We start from the raw sequence: 16,362 nt of genomic DNA, 5'->3' as shown, positions 1-16,362 counted from the left end.
GCTAGCCCTAGTCGCCCTCGCCCGCAAGTGCAAAACGGCCGTCGGTGGTCTGCTCGACGAGTCCGTCGACAAGCAGCGTGTCCAGCGCGCGGTCACGTTGCGCGGTGTCGGTCAGCCACGCGACGTCGAGCTGCGCGCGGGTGACAGGAGAGTCGTTGCCGCGCAACACATCCAGTAGCCGGCCGCGGACCTGACGATCGGTGCCCGCATACTTCTGTACGCGGCGCGCGGTCGTCGTTGAGGCCGGATATCCGTTCGACCGCCACGCGCAGATGCTCAACGGACACAGCCCGCAGCGCTGCGCGCGAGCGGTGCAGACGGTAGCGCCGAGTTCCATGAGCGCCGCCGAAAATCGCGGCGCGTCAGCATCATCTGGCAGTAATGCCTCGACATCGTCGAGGTCTCTTTGTGACGACGACGCGGCGGCATCGGCGCGGCCGTGCACCGCCCTGGCCACCACGCGGCGGACGTTGGTGTCGACGACGGGCACCCGCTTGTCGTACGCGAAGCACGCGACCGCCCTTGCGGTGTAGGTGCCGACGCCTGGCAGCGACAGCAGGGTTTCGACGTCGTCGGGAACCACATCGGCGTGTTCGGTCGCGATGGCGGTCGCGCATTCGTGCAGCCGCTTGGCCCGGCGCGGATAGCCGAGCTTGCCCCAGGCGCGAAGCACATCGGCGGCGCTTGCCGCGGCCGTGGCCGACGGGGTGGGCCAGCGCGCCACCCAGTCCAGCCAAATCGGTTCCACCCTGGCCACCGGCGTCTGCTGCAGCATGAACTCGCTGACCAGGATCTGCCACGGCGTGACGCCTTTTCGCCGCCACGGCAGGTCGCGCTGCGCGTGCCCGTACCACCTCAGCAATTCGCCCGAGTCGATGCTCACCGACGCCTCAGGCAGAATGTCGGCCATGCCCAATACCAGTCCGTTGACCGCATGGAAGGCATTAAAAGAGGGTAACGAGCGTTTCGTCGCCGGCAAGCCTGAGCATCCCAGCCAGAGCATCGAGTACCGGGCGAGCCTCGCGAGCGCTCAGCGGCCCACCGCCGTGGTCTTCGGGTGCGCCGACAGCCGGGTGGCCGCCGAGATCATCTTCGACCAGGGCCTCGGCGACATGTTCGTGGTGCGCACCGCCGGGCATGTCCTCGATTACGCGGTGCTGGGCTCGATCGAATACGCGGTCACCGTGCTGAACGTGCCGTTGATCGTCGTACTGGGCCACGACAGCTGCGGCGCGGTCAAGGCGACGCTGCAGGCGCTGGACGAGGGCGATGTCCCCACCGGCTACGTGCGCGACATCGTCGAACGCATCACCCCGTCGATCATCCTTGGCCGCGGCGACGGGCTGACCCGCGTCGACGAGTTCGAGGCGCGCCACGTCACCGAGACCGCCACCCAACTGCGCCTGCGCTCGATCCCTGTCGCCGAACGGGTGGCCGCGGGCAAACTGGCCATCGCCGGTGTGACCTACCATCTGGCCGACGGTCGGGTGGTGTTGCGGGATCACCTCGGCGATATCGGCGAAGGCTAAGCAGTCCTTTCGCTCTTCGCGCAAGCTCTCATCGGGCGACACGCCGAGTCACCTCGGACAACTCGGCGTGACCTGGGCTTACCGTGAGGTCGTGCTGGATCTGGAACCGCATGGCCCCCTGCCGACGCAGATTTACTGGCGTCGCAGGGCGTTGGCGCTCGGCATCGCTGTGCTGGTCATCGCGGTCATCGCCGCCGTCGTCGTCATCGTCGTGAAGAACACGGGCGTCGACAACGCGAGCGATGCGAAATCCGCACCGGCCCCTGCAGCCGGGCCGACACCTCTGCCCGGTGAGAATCCCGAGGTCAAGACGCCGGTGGTGCCGCCGGCGCCGCAGGTTCCGCCACCGACACCCACACCGACCGCGGCCGTGGTGCCGCCGCCGGTGCTCAACGAGGGCGACGACTGCCCGGACTCCACGCTCGCGGTCAAGGGCATCACCAATCAGCCGCAGTACGTCGTCGGCGAGCAGCCGAAATTCACCATGGTGGTGACCAACATCGGACTCGTCGCCTGCCAGCGCGACGTCGGCGCCGCGGTCCTTGCCGCCTACGTCTATTCGTTGGACAACACCCGGCTGTGGTCGAACCTGGACTGCGCGCCGTCGAACGAGACGTTGGTCAAAACGTTCCAGCCCGGCGAACAGGTGACCACGGAGGTGACGTGGACCGGCATGGGTTCGGCGCCGAATTGTCCACTGCCCCGGCAGCCGATCGGGCCTGGCACGTACAACCTCATCGTGCAGCTCGGCAACCTTCGCTCGGCCACGGTGCCGTTCATCCTCGCACCGGCGCAGGCTCCGCCGCCGGTTGACGGTGTAGCGCCAGTGGATCCCGCGCAGGTGCCGCAGGGCGGCTGATCAGGCCAGCCGGTCGGCGATCGTCGACTCGGCCAGCTGCGACAGGCCTTCCCTGATGTGGCGCGCCCACATCGACCCGATGCCTTCCACCGATTGCAGATCGCTCGCGCTGGCGGCCAGCAGGCCCTGCAATGACCCGAATGACCGGACCAGCAAGTCGACGTGGGCGAATTGCAGTCGCGGGATGCCTGCCATTGCACGGTAACCGCGCGAGCTCATCGCCGAGTCCTGCGCCTCGGCGGTGGACGGATAACCGAAAACCCTTGCCAGCGTGGTGAAGTCGAGCAGCTCATTGTCCGAAAGCCCGTCGAGCTCTTCGAGCGTCGCGCTCACCTGCGCGGCGGTCGGGGGATCGGGGTTGGCGTGGTAGTCGCGCACGATCAGCTCACGCGCGGTGTCGATATCGCCGGCCAGCTCCTCCAGTTGCAACTTGAGCTGGCGCCCATCGGTGCCCAATTCGACGACGTCGGAATCGATTTCGAGGCTGATGCGCCGCACCATCTCAAGCCGCTGAACGACGGTCATCACGTCGCGCAGCGTCACGAAGTCCTCGATCTCGGCCGTCGAGAGCTGCCTGCTGACCTCGTCGAGGCGGGTCTTGTAGCGCTCCAACGTGTCGATGGTCTGGTTCGCGCGCGACAGGATGGTCGCCGAATCCGGTATGACGTGTCGCTCGCCTGCCACGTAGACGGTGACGATGCTCATCGAATGGCTCACCGAGATGACGGGATAGCCCGTCTGGATGGCGGTGCGTTCGGCCGAGCGGTGCCTTGTGCCCGATTCCTCTGTCGGTATCGACGGGTCGGGCACCAGCTGGACGTTGGCGCGCAAGATGCGGCTGCCGTCGCTGGACAGCACGACGGCGCCGTCCATCTTCGACAACTCACGCAGCCTGGTCGGCGCGTAGCGGACGTCTAGCGAGAAACCGCCGTCGCAGATCGCCTCGACGCTGTCGTCGTAGCCGATCAGGATCAGTGCGCCAGTGCGACCACGCAGAATGCGCTCCAGCCCGTCGCGCAGCGCGGTCCCTGGGGCCAGCCGGGCGATGGTCTCCCGCAGCGTCGGGCGGACCAGCTGCACGACGTTGCGGCCAGACCTGCCAGCTGCCTTCACGGCCATCGCCCTCTCCTAGGATCGGCCGTTATTCTGCGCGATTTCCCGTAGCACTCGCAACGCCGCGCCGATGTTGTCCGCTGGAATGGCGCGCAGCCCGGCAGGCACCGACGTCACTCCGGCTGGCACGACGGCCGAGGTGAAGCCCAGCCTGGCGGCCTCGGCGAGACGACGGTCCATGCCGGTGACGCGGCGTAAGTCGCCGGCCAGCCCGACCTCTCCGATCGCGACGGCGGCGGCAGGCATCGGCAGGTCGGTACATGACGAGGCGATCGCGAGCGCCACCGCCAGATCCGCAGAAGGGTCTGTCAGCCGCATCCCGCCGACAGTGGACAGGTAGATGTCGTTGGCGCCGACGGGGAGGTGGGCGCGCTTTTCCAGTACCGCCGTGATCATCGCGGCGCGCGACGAATCGATGCCGCTCACCGCGCGGCGCGGCGAGCCGCTCGCGGGTGCTCCGATCAGTGCCTGAACCTCACCGATCAGCGGGCGCTTGCCGTCGAGCGTGACCGTCACCGCGGTGCCCGAGACAGGCTTGGGCCGCTGATCGCGGAACAGTGCCGAAGGATCGGCGACGCACTCTATTCCGTTGTCGTGCAACAGGAAACAACCAACCTCGTCGGCGGCGCCGAAGCGGTTCTTGACCCCGCGCACCATTCGCAGCGACGACGTCCTTTCGCCTTCGAAATGCAGCACCACGTCGACCAGATGCTCCAGTGAACGCGGTCCGGCGATGGCGCCGTCCTTGGTGACGTGGCCGACCAGAAGCATCGCCACCCCCGGGGAGGATGAAGCCTTGGCATAGGAGGTCAGCGCCGTCGTCACCGCCCGCACCTGGGTGACGCCGCCTGTGACACCGTCGGTCTCGGTGGTCGACATGGTCTGCACCGAGTCGACGACGACGAGGCTCGGCCGCACCTCGTCGATGTGGCCAAGGGCGATCTGCAGATCGGATTCGGCGGCCAGGTAGACCTCGTCGTGTGTACAGCCGGTGCGTTCGGCGCGCATCCGGATCTGGCCCGCCGACTCCTCACCGGACAGGTACAGCGCACGCCTGCCGGCCTGCGCCCAGCGATGCGCAACCTCGAGCAGCAGCGTCGACTTGCCGACACCGGGATCGCCCGCGAGCAGCGTCACCGAGCCCCCGACAATGCCACCCCCGAGGACGCGGTCCAGTTCGCTCACGCCGGTGTGCACGTGACGGGTGCTGCCCAGATCGATCGAGCTGATGGGCACCGCGGGCGACGTCGGGGCGACGGCGCGCCGGGCGGATGAGCCGTTCACGGCGGCCAGCACCGCAACTTCGTCGACGGTGCCCCAGGTGCCGCATTCCGCGCAGCGGCCTACCCATTTGGCGGTGACGTGGTGGCACTCCGAGCAGCGGTACTGCGAGCGCGCTTTAGCCACGCCGTGACGGTATCGGTCGCGGCCGACAGAACCGTACTAGTGACCGCCCGTGTCGCCGCCGGCTTTCACCGGCTCTTCCACACGCCGAGGGGACTCGCCCGCCGAGATCGGCACGGGAACGGTGCCCTCGCCGGCCCGCTCGAACTGGAACGTGAAGTTGTAGGTGATTCCGTTGGTGATCGGCTTGGTGAGCTTGACGGTGGCCTCGACCGCTTCCGCGGTCTCGACGCTTTCCAGCGGGGTCGTCTGCCCGTCCGGCGCTCCTACAACGAGCACACCGCTCGCGGGCACCGTGGCGTCACCCACCAAGGTCACCGTGCCGACGTCGGACGTGATCGACACCAGCTTGTCGGCTTCGTCGGGTGAGTTGTTGGCGGCGACGAAGATCAGCTCGATGTCGCGGCCCGGCTGGATGTAGTCGGTGGTCTGGATGGCACGCAGGTGAATGTTGCGCAGCGCGACGTCGCCGATGTTCGCGCTGGTGCCGTTGACGGCGGGTTCCTGGGTGGCCGTCTGGGAGATCTGTCCTGCGCCGCAGCCGCTGAGCGCGGCGATGGCAGCCAGCCCGCAGGCGGCCAGTCTCAAGCGGTTCACACATGCCTCCTGCTCGGCGACGATGCGACCGATACGCCGGTCGCTGTGATTCGACTATGCACAGTAGTAGGTGGCGGTTACGGGCGGTAGCGGAGGGCTGGCGATGCCCGAAACGAGTTTGCGCAGCGGAGGCGCGCCGCGGCGGTAGCTACCTCCAAGCGGCTTCCAAGGGCGGTCTAAGAGGCCAGCGTGTGGCATGGATTTGTTACCGTGTCAACCCCTTGTCTTCACCTGCAGTGCCCCTGACCTGCATTGTTGTTCCGCATGTGTCTGGCCCCCGTGCTAGCATTAGGGGGTGAAAGGGGCTCGCAACTGATGATTTTTAAGGTCGGAGACACCGTTGTCTATCCACACCACGGTGCTGCGTTAATCGAAGCGATCGAAACCCGGACCATCAAAGGCGAACAGAAGGAATACCTCGTCTTGAAGGTCGCCCAGGGAGATCTCACCGTCCGAGTTCCTGCTGAGAACGCCGAGTATGTGGGCGTGCGCGACGTCGTTGGCCAGGAGGGCCTCGACAAGGTGTTCCAGGTGCTGCGTGCGCCGCACACCGAAGAGCCGACGAACTGGTCGCGCCGCTACAAGGCCAACCTCGAGAAGCTGGCCTCCGGCGACGTCAACAAGGTCGCCGAGGTAGTCCGCGACCTGTGGCGCCGGGATCAAGAGCGCGGCCTGTCCGCAGGCGAGAAGCGGATGCTGGCGAAGGCGCGGCAGATCCTTGTCGGCGAGCTGGCGCTTGCCGAGAACACTGATGACGCCAAGGCGGCAATCATCCTCGACGAGGTTCTGGCCGCCGCTTCCTGAAGGCCGTGACGGGGGCGATGAGCCGCTTGCGCGAAGAGCAGTGAATCCGCCGAGAGTCGGGCTCGGCACCGACGTACATCCAATCCAGGCCGGACGGCCGTGTTGGTTACTGTGTTTGCTCTTTGCCGACGCCGACGGTTGCGCCGGCCACTCCGACGGCGACGTCGCCGCGCATGCGCTGTGTGATGCGTTGCTGTCCGCAGCAGGGCTTGGCGACATCGGCGAGGCGTTCGGCACCGACCGGCCGGAATGGCGCGGCGTGAGTGGCGCCGACATGCTCCGCCACGTGCACAGCCTGCTCGCCGCCGAGGGTTATCGCGTCGGCAATGCGGCCGTGCAGGTGATCGGCAACCGGCCGAAAGTGGGTCCGCGGCGGGCCGAGGCGCAGAAGGTGCTCTCCGAGCTGTTGGACGCCCCGGTTTCGGTCTCGGCGACCACCACCGACGGTCTCGGGCTCACGGGCCGTGGTGAAGGTTTGGCTGCGATCGCGACCGCATTGGTCATTCAGTCCGAATAGTGCCGGTAAGCTGGCGCGTCGTGACCAACGGCATGCGGCTATACGACACCATGGCTGGTGCCGTGCGTGATTTCGTGCCGCTGCGCCCGGGTTACGTGTCGATCTACCTGTGCGGCGCGACCGTCCAGGGCCTGCCGCACATCGGCCACGTCCGAAGCGGGGTGGCCTTCGATATCCTGCGGCGCTGGCTGGTGGCCAAGGGTTACGACGTCGCCTTCATCCGCAACGTGACCGACATCGACGACAAGATCCTCAACAAAGCCGCTGACGCGGGTCGGCCGTGGTGGGAGTGGGCCGCCACCTACGAGCGGGCGTTTTCGGCCGCCTACGACGCGCTCGGCGTGCTTGCGCCGTCCGCTGAGCCGCGCGCTACCGGGCACATCACGCAGATCGTCGAGCTGATCGAGCGGCTCATCGAACGAGGGCATGCGTATGTCGGCGGTGGTGACGTCTACTTCGACGTGCTGAGCCTGCCCGAGTACGGAAAACTGTCCGGGCACAAGATCGGTGACGTCCACCAAGGCGAAGGTGTCGCCACCGGAAAACGCGACCAGCGCGACTTCACGCTGTGGAAGGGCGCTAAGCCTGGCGAGCCGTCCTGGCCGACACCGTGGGGCCCTGGCCGTCCGGGCTGGCACACCGAATGCGTCGCGATGTGCGAGGCCTACCTCGGCCCCGAATTCGACATCCACGCCGGCGGCATGGACCTGGTGTTTCCGCACCACGAGAACGAGATCGCTCAGGCGGAGGCCGCCGGCGACCCGTTCGCCAACTACTGGCTGCACAACGGCTGGGTCACCATGGGCGGCGAGAAGATGAGCAAGTCGCTGGGCAATGTGCTGGCGATTCCCGCTGTGCTGCAACGGGTTCGGGCCGCAGAGTTGCGCTACTACCTGGGCAGCGCGCACTACCGATCGATGCTCGAGTTCTCCGAGACCGCGCTGCAGGACGCGGTGAAGGCCTATACCGGCATCGAGGACTTCTTGCACCGCGTGCGCAACCGCGTCGGTGCGGTGGTGCCAGGCCAGTGGACCGAGAAATTCGGCGCGGCACTCGACGACGACCTGGCGGTGCCGATCGCGCTCGCCGAGGTGCACGCCGCGCGCGCCGAGGGAAATCGCGCTCTCGACACCGGCGATCACGAAACGGCTCTGGCGCAGGCGATGTCGATCCGGGCGATGATGGGCATTCTCGGTGCCGACCCACTCGACGAGCGTTGGGAATCACGCGACGAGACCTCTGCCGCGCTGGCCGCCGTCGACGTGTTGGTCCGGGCCGAGGTGCAGCGCCGCGAGGATGCCAGGGCGCGACGGGATTGGGCAGAGGCCGACGCGATCCGCGACCGGCTAAAGGAGGCAGGCATCGAGGTCACGGACACCGGCGACGGGCCGCAATGGTCGCTGCTCGACGGGTACACCAAGTAATGCCTGGAAACTCACGGCGCCAGGGCGCGGTTCGCAAGGCCGGCACCAAGAAGGGGCCGACCGTCGGATCGGGCGGTGTGCGCAGGCGCGGGCTCGAGGGCCGCGGCGCCACCCCGCCCGCACATGAGCGGCCCCATCACCCGGCGGCCAAGCGCGCCGCCAAGGCCGCGCGCCAGCAGCAGGGCAGACACAAGAAGACCGACGACACCGAGGTCGTGCTCGGACGCAATCCGGTGGTGGAATGCCTGCGCGCCGGGGTGCCCGCCACCGCGCTCTACGTTGCACTCGGCACCGATGCCGACGAGCGGCTGACCGAATCCGTGCAGATCGCCGCGGACAAGGGCATCTCGATCTTGGAGGTGCCGCGCCACGACCTGGATCGCATTGCGGCCAACGGCCTGCATCAGGGTCTGGCGCTGCAGGTTCCGCCGTACTCCTACGCGCACCCAGACGACCTGTTGGCGTCCGCGATGAAAGCCGCCGATCCCGCGCTGCTGGTGGCGCTGGACAACATCTCCGACCCACGCAACCTCGGCGCAATCGTTCGCTCGGTTGCCGCGTTCGCAGGCAACGGTGTGCTGATACCGCAACGGCGGTCGGCCTCCGTCACGGCGGTCGCGTGGCGCACGAGTGCGGGTGCGGCGGCCAGGGTGCCGGTGGCGCGCGCGACGAATCTCACTCGGACGCTGAAGGATTGGGCCGATGCCGGCCTTCAGGTGGTCGGGCTTGATGCGGGTGGCGACACCACCATCGACGAGTTCGACGGCACCGTGCCGACGGTTGTGGTCGTCGGTTCCGAAGGCAAGGGGCTGTCACGGCTGGTGCGGGAGAACTGCGACATCGTGGTGTCCGTGCCGATGGCCGGACCGACGGAGTCGCTCAACGCTTCGGTGGCCGCCGGCGTGGTGCTCGCCGAAATCGCCCGCCAGCGAAGGGGTTAGTTCCAGCGCGAGCCCTCGCGCTATAGAACCTTGGCCAGCATCGTCGACTTCGGCTCGATGCCGGCACCAGGCGTGGCGCGGCGTACCCGCTTGGCGACCCATGGTGCGGCGAATGCGGTAGCCCACCTCAGATTGGCCCGTAGGTCCCGCACAGGCGGGGTCGACGCCAGCAAGGCCGCCGAGCGTGTCGTGAGCTGATGCGAAACCGACAAGGTATCAAGGACTTTCGCTGCCATCCGCTCATGTCCAAGCGGGGAGAGGTGTACTCGGTCGCCGTCCCACAGCCGTGGATCACGAAACTCGCTGAACCGCCAGAAGTCGACGAGCTGCAGGCCGATATCGTCGGCGATGCTTCTGAGCAACTCGTTGTACACCGCTGTGCGACCACGCAGTCTGCGGAACAACGGCACGGTGCCAAGGTCGCCCGCGGTGAACGCGAGCACCAGGGCGCCGGTTTGTTGCAATGTCTTGAGCCCGTCGGCGTAGCGGGCCATCATGGCGTCGATGTCGTTGCGCACCAACAGCAGATCGTTCATGCCTGCGTAGACGGTGACCAGATCCGGCTCGAGCATGACCGCCGTCTGAACTTGCTCGGTGAGGATCTCATCCATCCGGCGGCCGCGGACTGCGAGGTTGGCGTAGCGAAGATCGGAATTGTTCTGCGCAAGCGCGACGGCGACGTGATCCGCCCATCCACGCAGACCATTGGGACTGCCGGGGTGGGGATCACCGACACCCTCGGTGAACGAGTCGCCAAGTGCCACATACCTGCTGAACACTGCCGGCGGAGCCGGCGATCCCGTCAGTTCCACGGCACCAATCTTGCCGATCCTATGGTGATTCGCACGCCACAGCGCCGCAAATGGCCGAATCGTCTTCAGCTGTCCGACGATTGTTCGCTTGGTGGTAACCGCGACTACACGCCGAACAGCTTGAGAGCGGCCCAAAGGCAGACGACGGCGGCCACCAATGTCAACGGCACGGTGAACAATCCGACACGAGTGAACTCGGCATGGCCCGCCGGTATGCCTTCTCGGTGAACCACACTGCGCCACAACAGATTCGCCAGCGACCCGACATAGGTGAGGTTTGGGCCGATGTTTACCCCGATGAGTACCGCGAGTATCGCAGGCGCGCCCCCGACAAGCGGCAGGAGCACCAGCACCGCTGGCAGGTTGTTGACGACGTTGGACAGCACCGCCGCCATCGCGGCGATGCCCAAGAGTGCGGCCAGGCTGGACCCGGTCGGCAGTACGGCGCGCATGACGTCGTCGAGACCGTGCCGCATCAACGCATCGACCACCACGCCGAGGCACAGCACGAAGACCAGGAACGGCGCGTTGACCGCGTCGAGGATCCCTGCCGGCGTGCTTCGGTGTTGTGCCAGGCTGCGCACTCCCAGCACGATGGCACCGGCCAGCGCCGCCCATGCCGGCGACACCTCGAACAACGAAGTCACGGCGAAGCCGATGAGCGTCGCGGCCAGCACGACGAGGACGAACACCGGCACTTCGGGCGCTTCGGACGTAGTGTCATGGCGCGGCTTCACCGCGAGGTCGCGACGGAAAAGCCAACGCAGCAATATGAACTCGACGGCTATTGCGGCGAGCCAGGGCAGCGCCATCACCGCGGTGAAGTGAACGAACGTCATGCCCGCCGCGGTGAACGCCAGCAGGTTCGTCAGGTTGGACACCGGAAACAGCAGCGAGGCGCTGTTGGCCAGATGCGCGGTGGCGTAGGCGTGTGCCCGCACAGGGATAGCGAGCGCCCGCACCGTCGCCAACACCACAGGTGTCAGCAGCACCACTGTGGCGTCCAGGCTGAGGATCGCGGTCGTCGCGGCGGCGATCACGAAGGTGACGGCGAGCAGCCGGTGTTGACTGGCCGAGCTTGCGCGCGCCATCGCCACCCCGGCGGCGTGAAACAGACCTTCGTCGTCGCACAAACGGGCCAGCACGAGCACCGCAGCGAGAAAGCCGACCACCGGCAACAACCTGCCGACCTCGGCCGCCGCATCGTGCAGCGAGATCACTCCGAACGCGATGAGCAACGCGGCCGCCGGCGCCGCGACGACGGCCTCGGGCCAGCCCCGCGGACGGACCATCGCGAATCCGAGCACCAGGATGAGCGCGACAAGCGCCAGCGTCACCGCCACGGGTCAGCGCGCTGCCACAGGGTGGGCAGGTGCAGCGGTATGCCGTCGTCGGCGGCCAACCGGGACAGCACGCGCATCGACACATCGAGGTCGTCGCCCGCGTACGGCAATGCCCGCAGCGGTTTGTGCAGCGGGCGGAAGAAGTCGTCCCAGTGGATCAGTACGACGCGGCGGGCGCCGACGGTGCGCACCGTCTCGTTCCAGTAGTCGATCAGATATTGCTCGGGCTGCAGCCCGAGTTGGCCGATGCCGAGGTACACAACGTCGGCCCGTTGCCCCGCGAGCGCGCCGCGGACGAAGCCGGCGCTGCCGACGATCAGCAGCCGTCGATCCGACGGCCGGTGATGCACGACCGTCGACCACGCTTCGCCGCATTTGTACGCCGACACCTTCACCGGCGGCACGACCGGCTCGGTGATCACGCCTGGGAAGCGGTCGGGTGGGCAGTGCTCCGCCTCGACCAGCGTGACGTCGTACGCCCCAAGGGGTTTCGGCTCGCCGGAGGTGACCTCGTGGATGCGGTCCTCGGACAGCCCATGGCCGCGGCCGACCGAAGCGGCCGACGTCCCACCGACGATGCGTGCGCCGGTGCGCTCGGCGACCACCGCCGAGTCCATCGCATGGTCGAAGTGGGTGTGCACGGGCAAGACGGCTTCGAGTCGGTCGACGCCGATGCGGGCCAGGCAGCCGTCGATGCGCGCCTGCGACGGTGACAACCGGCGCAGCCCGACCTCGAGCAGGCTGGGCCGGGAGAAAAAGCCGTCGGTCATCAGCGCCGACTCGCCGTCGTCGATCAGCAGAGTTGTCACGCCTGCCCATGTCACGGTCAGCGGTGCGCTCGGCTCGGCCGCAGGGACGTCGAAGTAGCGCGCATAGTCGCGCAGGTCCGGCCGTCCTGGCTTGAAGCGCATACCGCCAACTCTAGGAGCGGCCTCCGTAGCGGCGACGGAACTTCTCGACCTGGCCCGCCGTATCGATGTGGCGGCGCGAACCCGTCCAGAACGGGTGCGAGGCCGAACTGATGTCGACCACCACCAACGGATAGGTGTGTCCCTGCCATTCGATGGTGCGCTCGCTGGTGATCGTCGACCGGGTGAGGAACGCGTCGCCGGTCGTGGCGTCCTGGAACACCACTGGGTGGTAGTCGGGGTGGATGTCGGGCTTCATCGATCGTGTCCTTCCTGTGTGGTAGGGCCGGCGATCTCACCGGCGTGCTCTGTCATGTCCTCGCACGGATCCTCGTGCCAATCGCCGAAGGGGTCGGGGTAACTCGCCCACTCGGTGGGCCGGGACAGTTCGTCGTCGGTGAGCAATGCGCCGTGCAACCGATCGACGATGGCTTCGGGTTCCGCTCCGTACACCAGCACAGCAAGCGAAACGTGGCGGTCTCCCAACCGGTCGTCCCAGTCCGCCGCTGCCAGCGCGCGGCGCTGCGGATCGGCATACGCGAACTCACTGGAATCCATTGCTGCCAGCCATCTTCCGGCGTAGCTGGACCGCAGCCCGCCGCCTGCCGACTCGATCCACATGACGTCGTCGAACCGGTTGGCCAGCCACAGCCGGCCGCGGGTGCGGACCACACGGTCGAGCAACAGGTCCAGTGCGGCGTGCAGGCGTTGTGGGTGGAAGGGACGACGGGCGGAGAACACCATGAGGCCGACGTCTCCGTCGGGGTCCAGCGGCGGCTGGCCGACGAGCAGAGGATCGTGGGGGAGACTGCTGCGGCCGCGCCGGCTATCGGGTTCGAGATGGGCAAGTGCCGTCTCGACGCGACCGGTCCCGACTGTGATTCGCGCCAACGGTGCCAACCGCCGCAGCACCGCCAGCGTCGTCGACTCGGGATCGGTGAGCACCAGCACGTCGGCGAACTCCGCCTGACCGACCACCACCTGAGCGACGGTCCGGCCATCGTCGAGCTCGTCGTCGCCGACGGCCTGCGGCAGCCAAGTCGATGCGTCGATCGACGTCACCACCGCTTCGATGCTGACGTCCCGCGCCGCGGGTCCGTCGATGTAGCCAGGCCCGACCCGGACGCGGACGTGGTTGATGGCCCAGCAGACGGGCTCGGGTTCCAGCCATGGCATCAGGACCACGACGATGCGCCGGACGTCGCTGCGCCGATGCAGGCGGCGCAACAGCACCAGCAGGTCCTCACGAACGGTGCAGGTGACGCAGCACCTGGTCAGCTCCAGCGGCCATTCAGATGAACCGCCCCGAGTGCTGACGCTGCGCACCACGACCTGTCCGTCAAAACGATGGCGGACCACCGCCGTGCCCGCGCTGCTTGCCAAGACGTCCGCGATGCCGTCGGCATCGCCTTGCCCGGCGACCAAAACCACCGGAGTGCGCATTCACCCTCCAATTTGCTAAATGAAAACGGTTATCATTAACGTTTAGCACACTACCCGCACCTCACGAGGAGGCATATGTCCGCGCGTTGTCAGGTCACCGGCCGATCACCCGGCTTCGGCAACACGGTGTCGCATTCGCACCGGCGCACCCGCCGACGCTGGAACCCCAACATCCAGACGAAGACCTACTTTCTTGCCTCGGAAGGCCGTCGCGTCAAGCTGCGGGTCAGCGCCAAGGGAATCAAGGTCATCGACCGTGACGGCATCGAAGCCGTGGTCGCGCGCCTGCGCAGCCGCGGAGAGAAAATCTGATGGCACGCAACGACATCAGGCCCGTCGTCAAGCTGCGTTCGACCGCGGGCACGGGCTACACCTACATCACCCGAAAGAACCGTCGCAACGATCCCGACCGACTTGTGCTCCGCAAGTACGACCCGGTGGTGCGGCGACACGTCGACTTCCGCGAGGAGCGCTGATGGCCAAGAAATCCAAGATCGCCAAGAACGAACAGCGTCGGCAGGTGGTGGAGCGTTACGCGGAACGACGCGCCGAGCTCAAGGACACCATTCGTCGCGGCACGCCAGAACAGCGGGCGGCCGCAATGTCTGCGCTGCAACGACTTCCGCGCGATGCAAGCCCCGTGCGGCTGCGCAACCGCGACGCGATCGATGGCAGGCCCCGCGGTCACCTGCGCAAGTTCGGGCTATCGCGGGTGCGGGTTCGAGAACTGGCTCATCGTGGGGAGCTGCCGGGTGTGTCCAAGGCGAGTTGGTAGTCGATGGCGAAGAAGAACCGCATGAAGCGGCCGCCACTGTCAGAGCCCAAGCGGCAGAAGAAGAATCCGCTCAAGGCGCTGGGCGTCACGGCCGTCGACTACAAGGATGTGCACCTGCTTCGCACGTTCATCTCGGACCGGGGCAAGATCCGGTCACGGCGCGTCACCGGCCTGACTCCGCAGCAGCAGCGCCAGGTTGCGTTGGCGATAAAGAATGCTCGGGAGATGGCGCTGTTGCCGTTCGTCGAGATTAGGTAAACGGAGCCAATTGGACACCGTCTGCGGCCAGCCGGTCTCGGACGGCATTGGCGATCTGCACCGCCCCTGGTGAATCGCCATGCACGCAAATAGATTCCACAGTGATCGGGATGGTCGACCCGTCGACGGCGGCCACGCGGCCGGCTGTCACCATCGACGCCACCCGATCGGCGATATCGGCCGGATCGTGCAGCACCGCGTTGCGTTGCCGTCGCGAAACCAATTGACCGTCAGCGCGATACGAGCGATCGGCGAACGCCTCAGGAACCGTGCGCAGGCCGAGCTCTTGTGCCTCGGCGAAGAACACCGATCCGGAAAGGCCAAGCACAGGCAGGTTGGGATCGACGGCGTGCACCGCCTCGGCAACCGCATGTGCCTGATCGTGATTGTTGACGATCGTGTTGTACAGCGCGCCATGGGGTTTGACGTAGCTGACGGTGGATCCTGCCGCGTGTGCCAGTGCCTGCAGTGCGCCGATCTGGTAGATGACGTCCGCGCTCAGGTCCTCGGGTGCGACGTCGATGAAGCGGCGGCCGAACCCGGCGAGGTCCCGATAGCCGACCTGTGCGCCGATCCGGACATCCCGCTGCGCGGCGGCCCGGCAGGTGCGACGCAGCAGCGCGGGGTCGCCGGCATGAAACCCGCAGGCGATATTGGCGCTGGTGACCACGTCGAGCATGGCTTCGTCGTCGCCGAGCCGCCATGCCCCGAAACCCTCGCCGAGATCGGCATTGAGATCGATTTCCCGGGCCTCAGACACGGGCTCAGCCTATCGGCGCGGTCGAGGTGGTCCAGCCGTTCTCCGAGACGAATTCCGCCAGCGGACGCCCATACGCCCACTGGTCCAGTTCCAACGCCGGCCGGTCCGGGAACTCCGGGACGGGGCCAAGGCACAGGATCGCCACCGGCTCCGCGTCGTCGGGCATCCGCAGCAACTCGGCCAGCCGAACGGGCTCGAAGATCGAAACCCATCCCATGCCGAGGCCCTCGGCGCGCGCCGCCAGCCAGAGGTTCTGGATCGCGCACGACACCGACGCGAGATCCATCTGTGGCAGTGTTCGCCTGCCGAACACGTGAGCCTGCCTGCCGTCGCGCAGCGCGACCACGAAGAGTTCGGCGCACTCGAGGATGCCTTCGACCTTGAGCGCAAGGAACTCATCGGCACGCGGCCCCAGCGCTTGCGCCGTTCGAGACCGCTCCTCGTCGACCAGCGCATGAATGTTGCGCCGCAACGCGGGGTCGGTGATCCGGATGAATCGCCACGGCTGCATCAGGCCGACGTTCGGTGCGGCATGCGCCGCCTGCAGCAGCCGGGCCAACACGTCTTCGGGCACCACGGCATCAGGCAGGAATCGCCGCATGTCACGACGCTCGCCGATCACCCGGTAGATCGCCTGCCGCTCCGTTGCGGTGAACGCATGCTCGGTCACGCGGGCCAGCTTAGGTGGCACGATCGTGGCGTGAGCCTGACCCGCGACGACGTACTGATCACCGCGACAGACCTGGCGCGGCGGCTGACCGCCGGCGAACAGCTGACCATCCTGGACGTGCGATGGCAGCTCACCGAGCCGGATGGCCACGCCGCATACGAGCAGGGCCACATCCCCGGCGCGGTATACGTGTCGCTCGAAGACG

General features: G+C 67.1%; 22 protein-coding genes. 11 read left to right on the top strand and 11 right to left on the bottom strand.

What is annotated here, in order from left to right; translation table 11 throughout:
- Positions 1–7: 7 nt before the first annotated feature.
- The gene (locus VFH65_RS29625; protein WP_353326741.1) at positions 8–910 is read right to left on the bottom strand and encodes an A/G-specific adenine glycosylase; all 903 of its coding nucleotides are present in this window, start codon (positions 908–910) and stop codon (positions 8–10) included.
- Between VFH65_RS29625 and VFH65_RS29620 the strand changes: the two genes are divergently transcribed.
- Positions 909–1,529 (top strand): carbonic anhydrase, encoded by a 621-nt coding sequence (locus VFH65_RS29620; RefSeq protein ID WP_353326739.1) that lies wholly within the window; start codon positions 909–911, stop codon positions 1,527–1,529. The genes VFH65_RS29625 and VFH65_RS29620 overlap by 2 nt on opposite strands.
- A gap of 91 nt (positions 1,530–1,620) precedes the next feature.
- Complete coding sequence (locus VFH65_RS29615) at positions 1,621–2,388, top strand: hypothetical protein (RefSeq protein WP_353326738.1); 768 nt, start codon at positions 1,621–1,623, stop codon at positions 2,386–2,388.
- Here the strand turns inward: VFH65_RS29615 and disA are convergent, their stop codons facing one another.
- Genes disA through VFH65_RS29600 form a run of 3 tightly spaced genes read right to left on the bottom strand, consistent with a single transcriptional unit; the run spans position 2,389 to position 5,502 of the window.
- Positions 2,389–3,507, bottom strand: coding sequence for a DNA integrity scanning diadenylate cyclase DisA (gene disA, locus VFH65_RS29610; protein WP_353326736.1), 1,119 nt, complete (start codon positions 3,505–3,507; stop codon positions 2,389–2,391).
- A 9-nt stretch (positions 3,508–3,516) separates the two neighbouring features.
- Positions 3,517–4,908 (bottom strand): DNA repair protein RadA, encoded by a 1,392-nt coding sequence (radA, locus tag VFH65_RS29605; protein ID WP_353326735.1) that lies wholly within the window; start codon positions 4,906–4,908, stop codon positions 3,517–3,519.
- Positions 4,909–4,944: 36 nt separating this feature from the next.
- Complete coding sequence (locus VFH65_RS29600) at positions 4,945–5,502, bottom strand: hypothetical protein (protein WP_353326733.1); 558 nt, start codon at positions 5,500–5,502, stop codon at positions 4,945–4,947.
- Positions 5,503–5,817: 315 nt separating this feature from the next.
- Here VFH65_RS29600 and carD point away from each other — a divergent pair, with 315 nt between their 5' ends.
- Genes carD through rlmB form a run of 4 tightly spaced genes read left to right on the top strand, consistent with a single transcriptional unit; the run spans position 5,818 to position 9,188 of the window.
- Entirely contained in the window at positions 5,818–6,306 is a 489-nt protein-coding gene (carD, locus tag VFH65_RS29595) for an RNA polymerase-binding transcription factor CarD (protein WP_015309632.1), read from the top strand.
- 40 nt (positions 6,307–6,346) lie between these two features.
- Entirely contained in the window at positions 6,347–6,823 is a 477-nt protein-coding gene (gene ispF / locus VFH65_RS29590; protein WP_353326731.1) for a 2-C-methyl-D-erythritol 2,4-cyclodiphosphate synthase, read from the top strand.
- Positions 6,824–6,855: 32 nt separating this feature from the next.
- Positions 6,856–8,247 carry a cysteine--tRNA ligase gene (gene cysS / locus VFH65_RS29585; RefSeq protein ID WP_414688540.1) on the top strand — a complete coding sequence of 464 codons (1,392 nt, stop codon included), beginning with the start codon at positions 6,856–6,858 and terminating at the stop codon, positions 8,245–8,247.
- The gene (rlmB, locus tag VFH65_RS29580) at positions 8,247–9,188 is read left to right on the top strand and encodes a 23S rRNA (guanosine(2251)-2'-O)-methyltransferase RlmB (protein WP_353326727.1); all 942 of its coding nucleotides are present in this window, start codon (positions 8,247–8,249) and stop codon (positions 9,186–9,188) included. Before cysS ends, rlmB begins: the two co-directional genes overlap by 1 nt.
- Before the next feature lie 20 nt (positions 9,189–9,208).
- Here rlmB and VFH65_RS29575 read toward each other — a convergent pair whose 3' ends face one another.
- From VFH65_RS29575 to mrf, 5 genes are all read right to left on the bottom strand, one after another.
- Complete coding sequence (locus VFH65_RS29575) at positions 9,209–10,009, bottom strand: SGNH/GDSL hydrolase family protein (RefSeq protein WP_414688539.1); 801 nt, start codon at positions 10,007–10,009, stop codon at positions 9,209–9,211.
- Between the two features lie 95 nt (positions 10,010–10,104).
- Positions 10,105–11,343, bottom strand: a complete 1,239-nt coding sequence (locus tag VFH65_RS29570) for an SLC13 family permease (protein WP_353326724.1) — start codon at positions 11,341–11,343, stop codon at positions 10,105–10,107.
- Entirely contained in the window at positions 11,334–12,254 is a 921-nt protein-coding gene (locus VFH65_RS29565) for an MBL fold metallo-hydrolase (RefSeq protein ID WP_353326722.1), read from the bottom strand. Before VFH65_RS29565 ends, VFH65_RS29570 begins: the two co-directional genes overlap by 10 nt.
- Positions 12,255–12,264: 10 nt before the next feature.
- Positions 12,265–12,510, bottom strand: a complete 246-nt coding sequence (locus VFH65_RS29560) for a type B 50S ribosomal protein L31 (RefSeq protein WP_353326720.1) — start codon at positions 12,508–12,510, stop codon at positions 12,265–12,267.
- Positions 12,507–13,694: a ribosome hibernation factor-recruiting GTPase MRF gene (gene mrf, locus VFH65_RS29555; RefSeq protein WP_353326718.1), complete on the bottom strand. Its 1,188-nt coding sequence runs from the start codon at positions 13,692–13,694 to the stop codon at positions 12,507–12,509. Before mrf ends, VFH65_RS29560 begins: the two co-directional genes overlap by 4 nt.
- A 75-nt stretch (positions 13,695–13,769) precedes the next feature.
- On the opposite strand from mrf, the gene rpmB reads away from it, so the two are divergent.
- Genes rpmB through rpsR form a run of 4 tightly spaced genes read left to right on the top strand, consistent with a single transcriptional unit; the run spans position 13,770 to position 14,727 of the window.
- The gene (gene rpmB, locus VFH65_RS29550; RefSeq protein ID WP_353326716.1) at positions 13,770–14,006 is read left to right on the top strand and encodes a 50S ribosomal protein L28; all 237 of its coding nucleotides are present in this window, start codon (positions 13,770–13,772) and stop codon (positions 14,004–14,006) included.
- Positions 14,006–14,170, top strand: coding sequence for a 50S ribosomal protein L33 (rpmG, locus tag VFH65_RS29545; RefSeq protein ID WP_353326714.1), 165 nt, complete (start codon positions 14,006–14,008; stop codon positions 14,168–14,170). The genes rpmB and rpmG overlap by 1 nt, the downstream gene beginning before the upstream one ends.
- Positions 14,170–14,469 (top strand): 30S ribosomal protein S14, encoded by a 300-nt coding sequence (gene rpsN, locus VFH65_RS29540; protein ID WP_353326713.1) that lies wholly within the window; start codon positions 14,170–14,172, stop codon positions 14,467–14,469. Before rpmG ends, rpsN begins: the two co-directional genes overlap by 1 nt.
- Positions 14,470–14,490: 21 nt before the next feature.
- On the top strand, positions 14,491–14,727 hold the full coding sequence (gene rpsR / locus VFH65_RS29535; RefSeq protein ID WP_353326712.1) for a 30S ribosomal protein S18: 237 nt from the start codon (positions 14,491–14,493) through the stop codon (positions 14,725–14,727).
- On the opposite strand, the gene VFH65_RS29530 is transcribed toward rpsR, so the two are convergent.
- Together VFH65_RS29530 and bluB are read right to left on the bottom strand one after the other, a co-directional pair.
- Positions 14,720–15,487: a LamB/YcsF family protein gene (locus VFH65_RS29530; RefSeq protein ID WP_353326710.1), complete on the bottom strand. Its 768-nt coding sequence runs from the start codon at positions 15,485–15,487 to the stop codon at positions 14,720–14,722. The genes rpsR and VFH65_RS29530 overlap by 8 nt on opposite strands.
- A gap of 4 nt (positions 15,488–15,491) precedes the next feature.
- On the bottom strand, positions 15,492–16,157 hold the full coding sequence (gene bluB, locus VFH65_RS29525; RefSeq protein WP_353326708.1) for a 5,6-dimethylbenzimidazole synthase: 666 nt from the start codon (positions 16,155–16,157) through the stop codon (positions 15,492–15,494).
- Here bluB and VFH65_RS29520 point away from each other — a divergent pair.
- Positions 16,146–16,362 (top strand): rhodanese-like domain-containing protein (locus VFH65_RS29520; protein WP_353326707.1); only part of this gene is annotated, 217 nt, incomplete at its 3' end. The two genes, bluB and VFH65_RS29520, sit on opposite strands and share 12 nt — an antisense overlap.

Origin of the sequence: Mycobacterium sp., assembly GCF_035697385.1 — a bacterium.
Classification (GTDB): Bacteria; Actinomycetota; Actinomycetes; order Mycobacteriales; family Mycobacteriaceae; genus Mycobacterium.
This window is presented reverse-complemented; position numbering and strand designations above follow the sequence as displayed.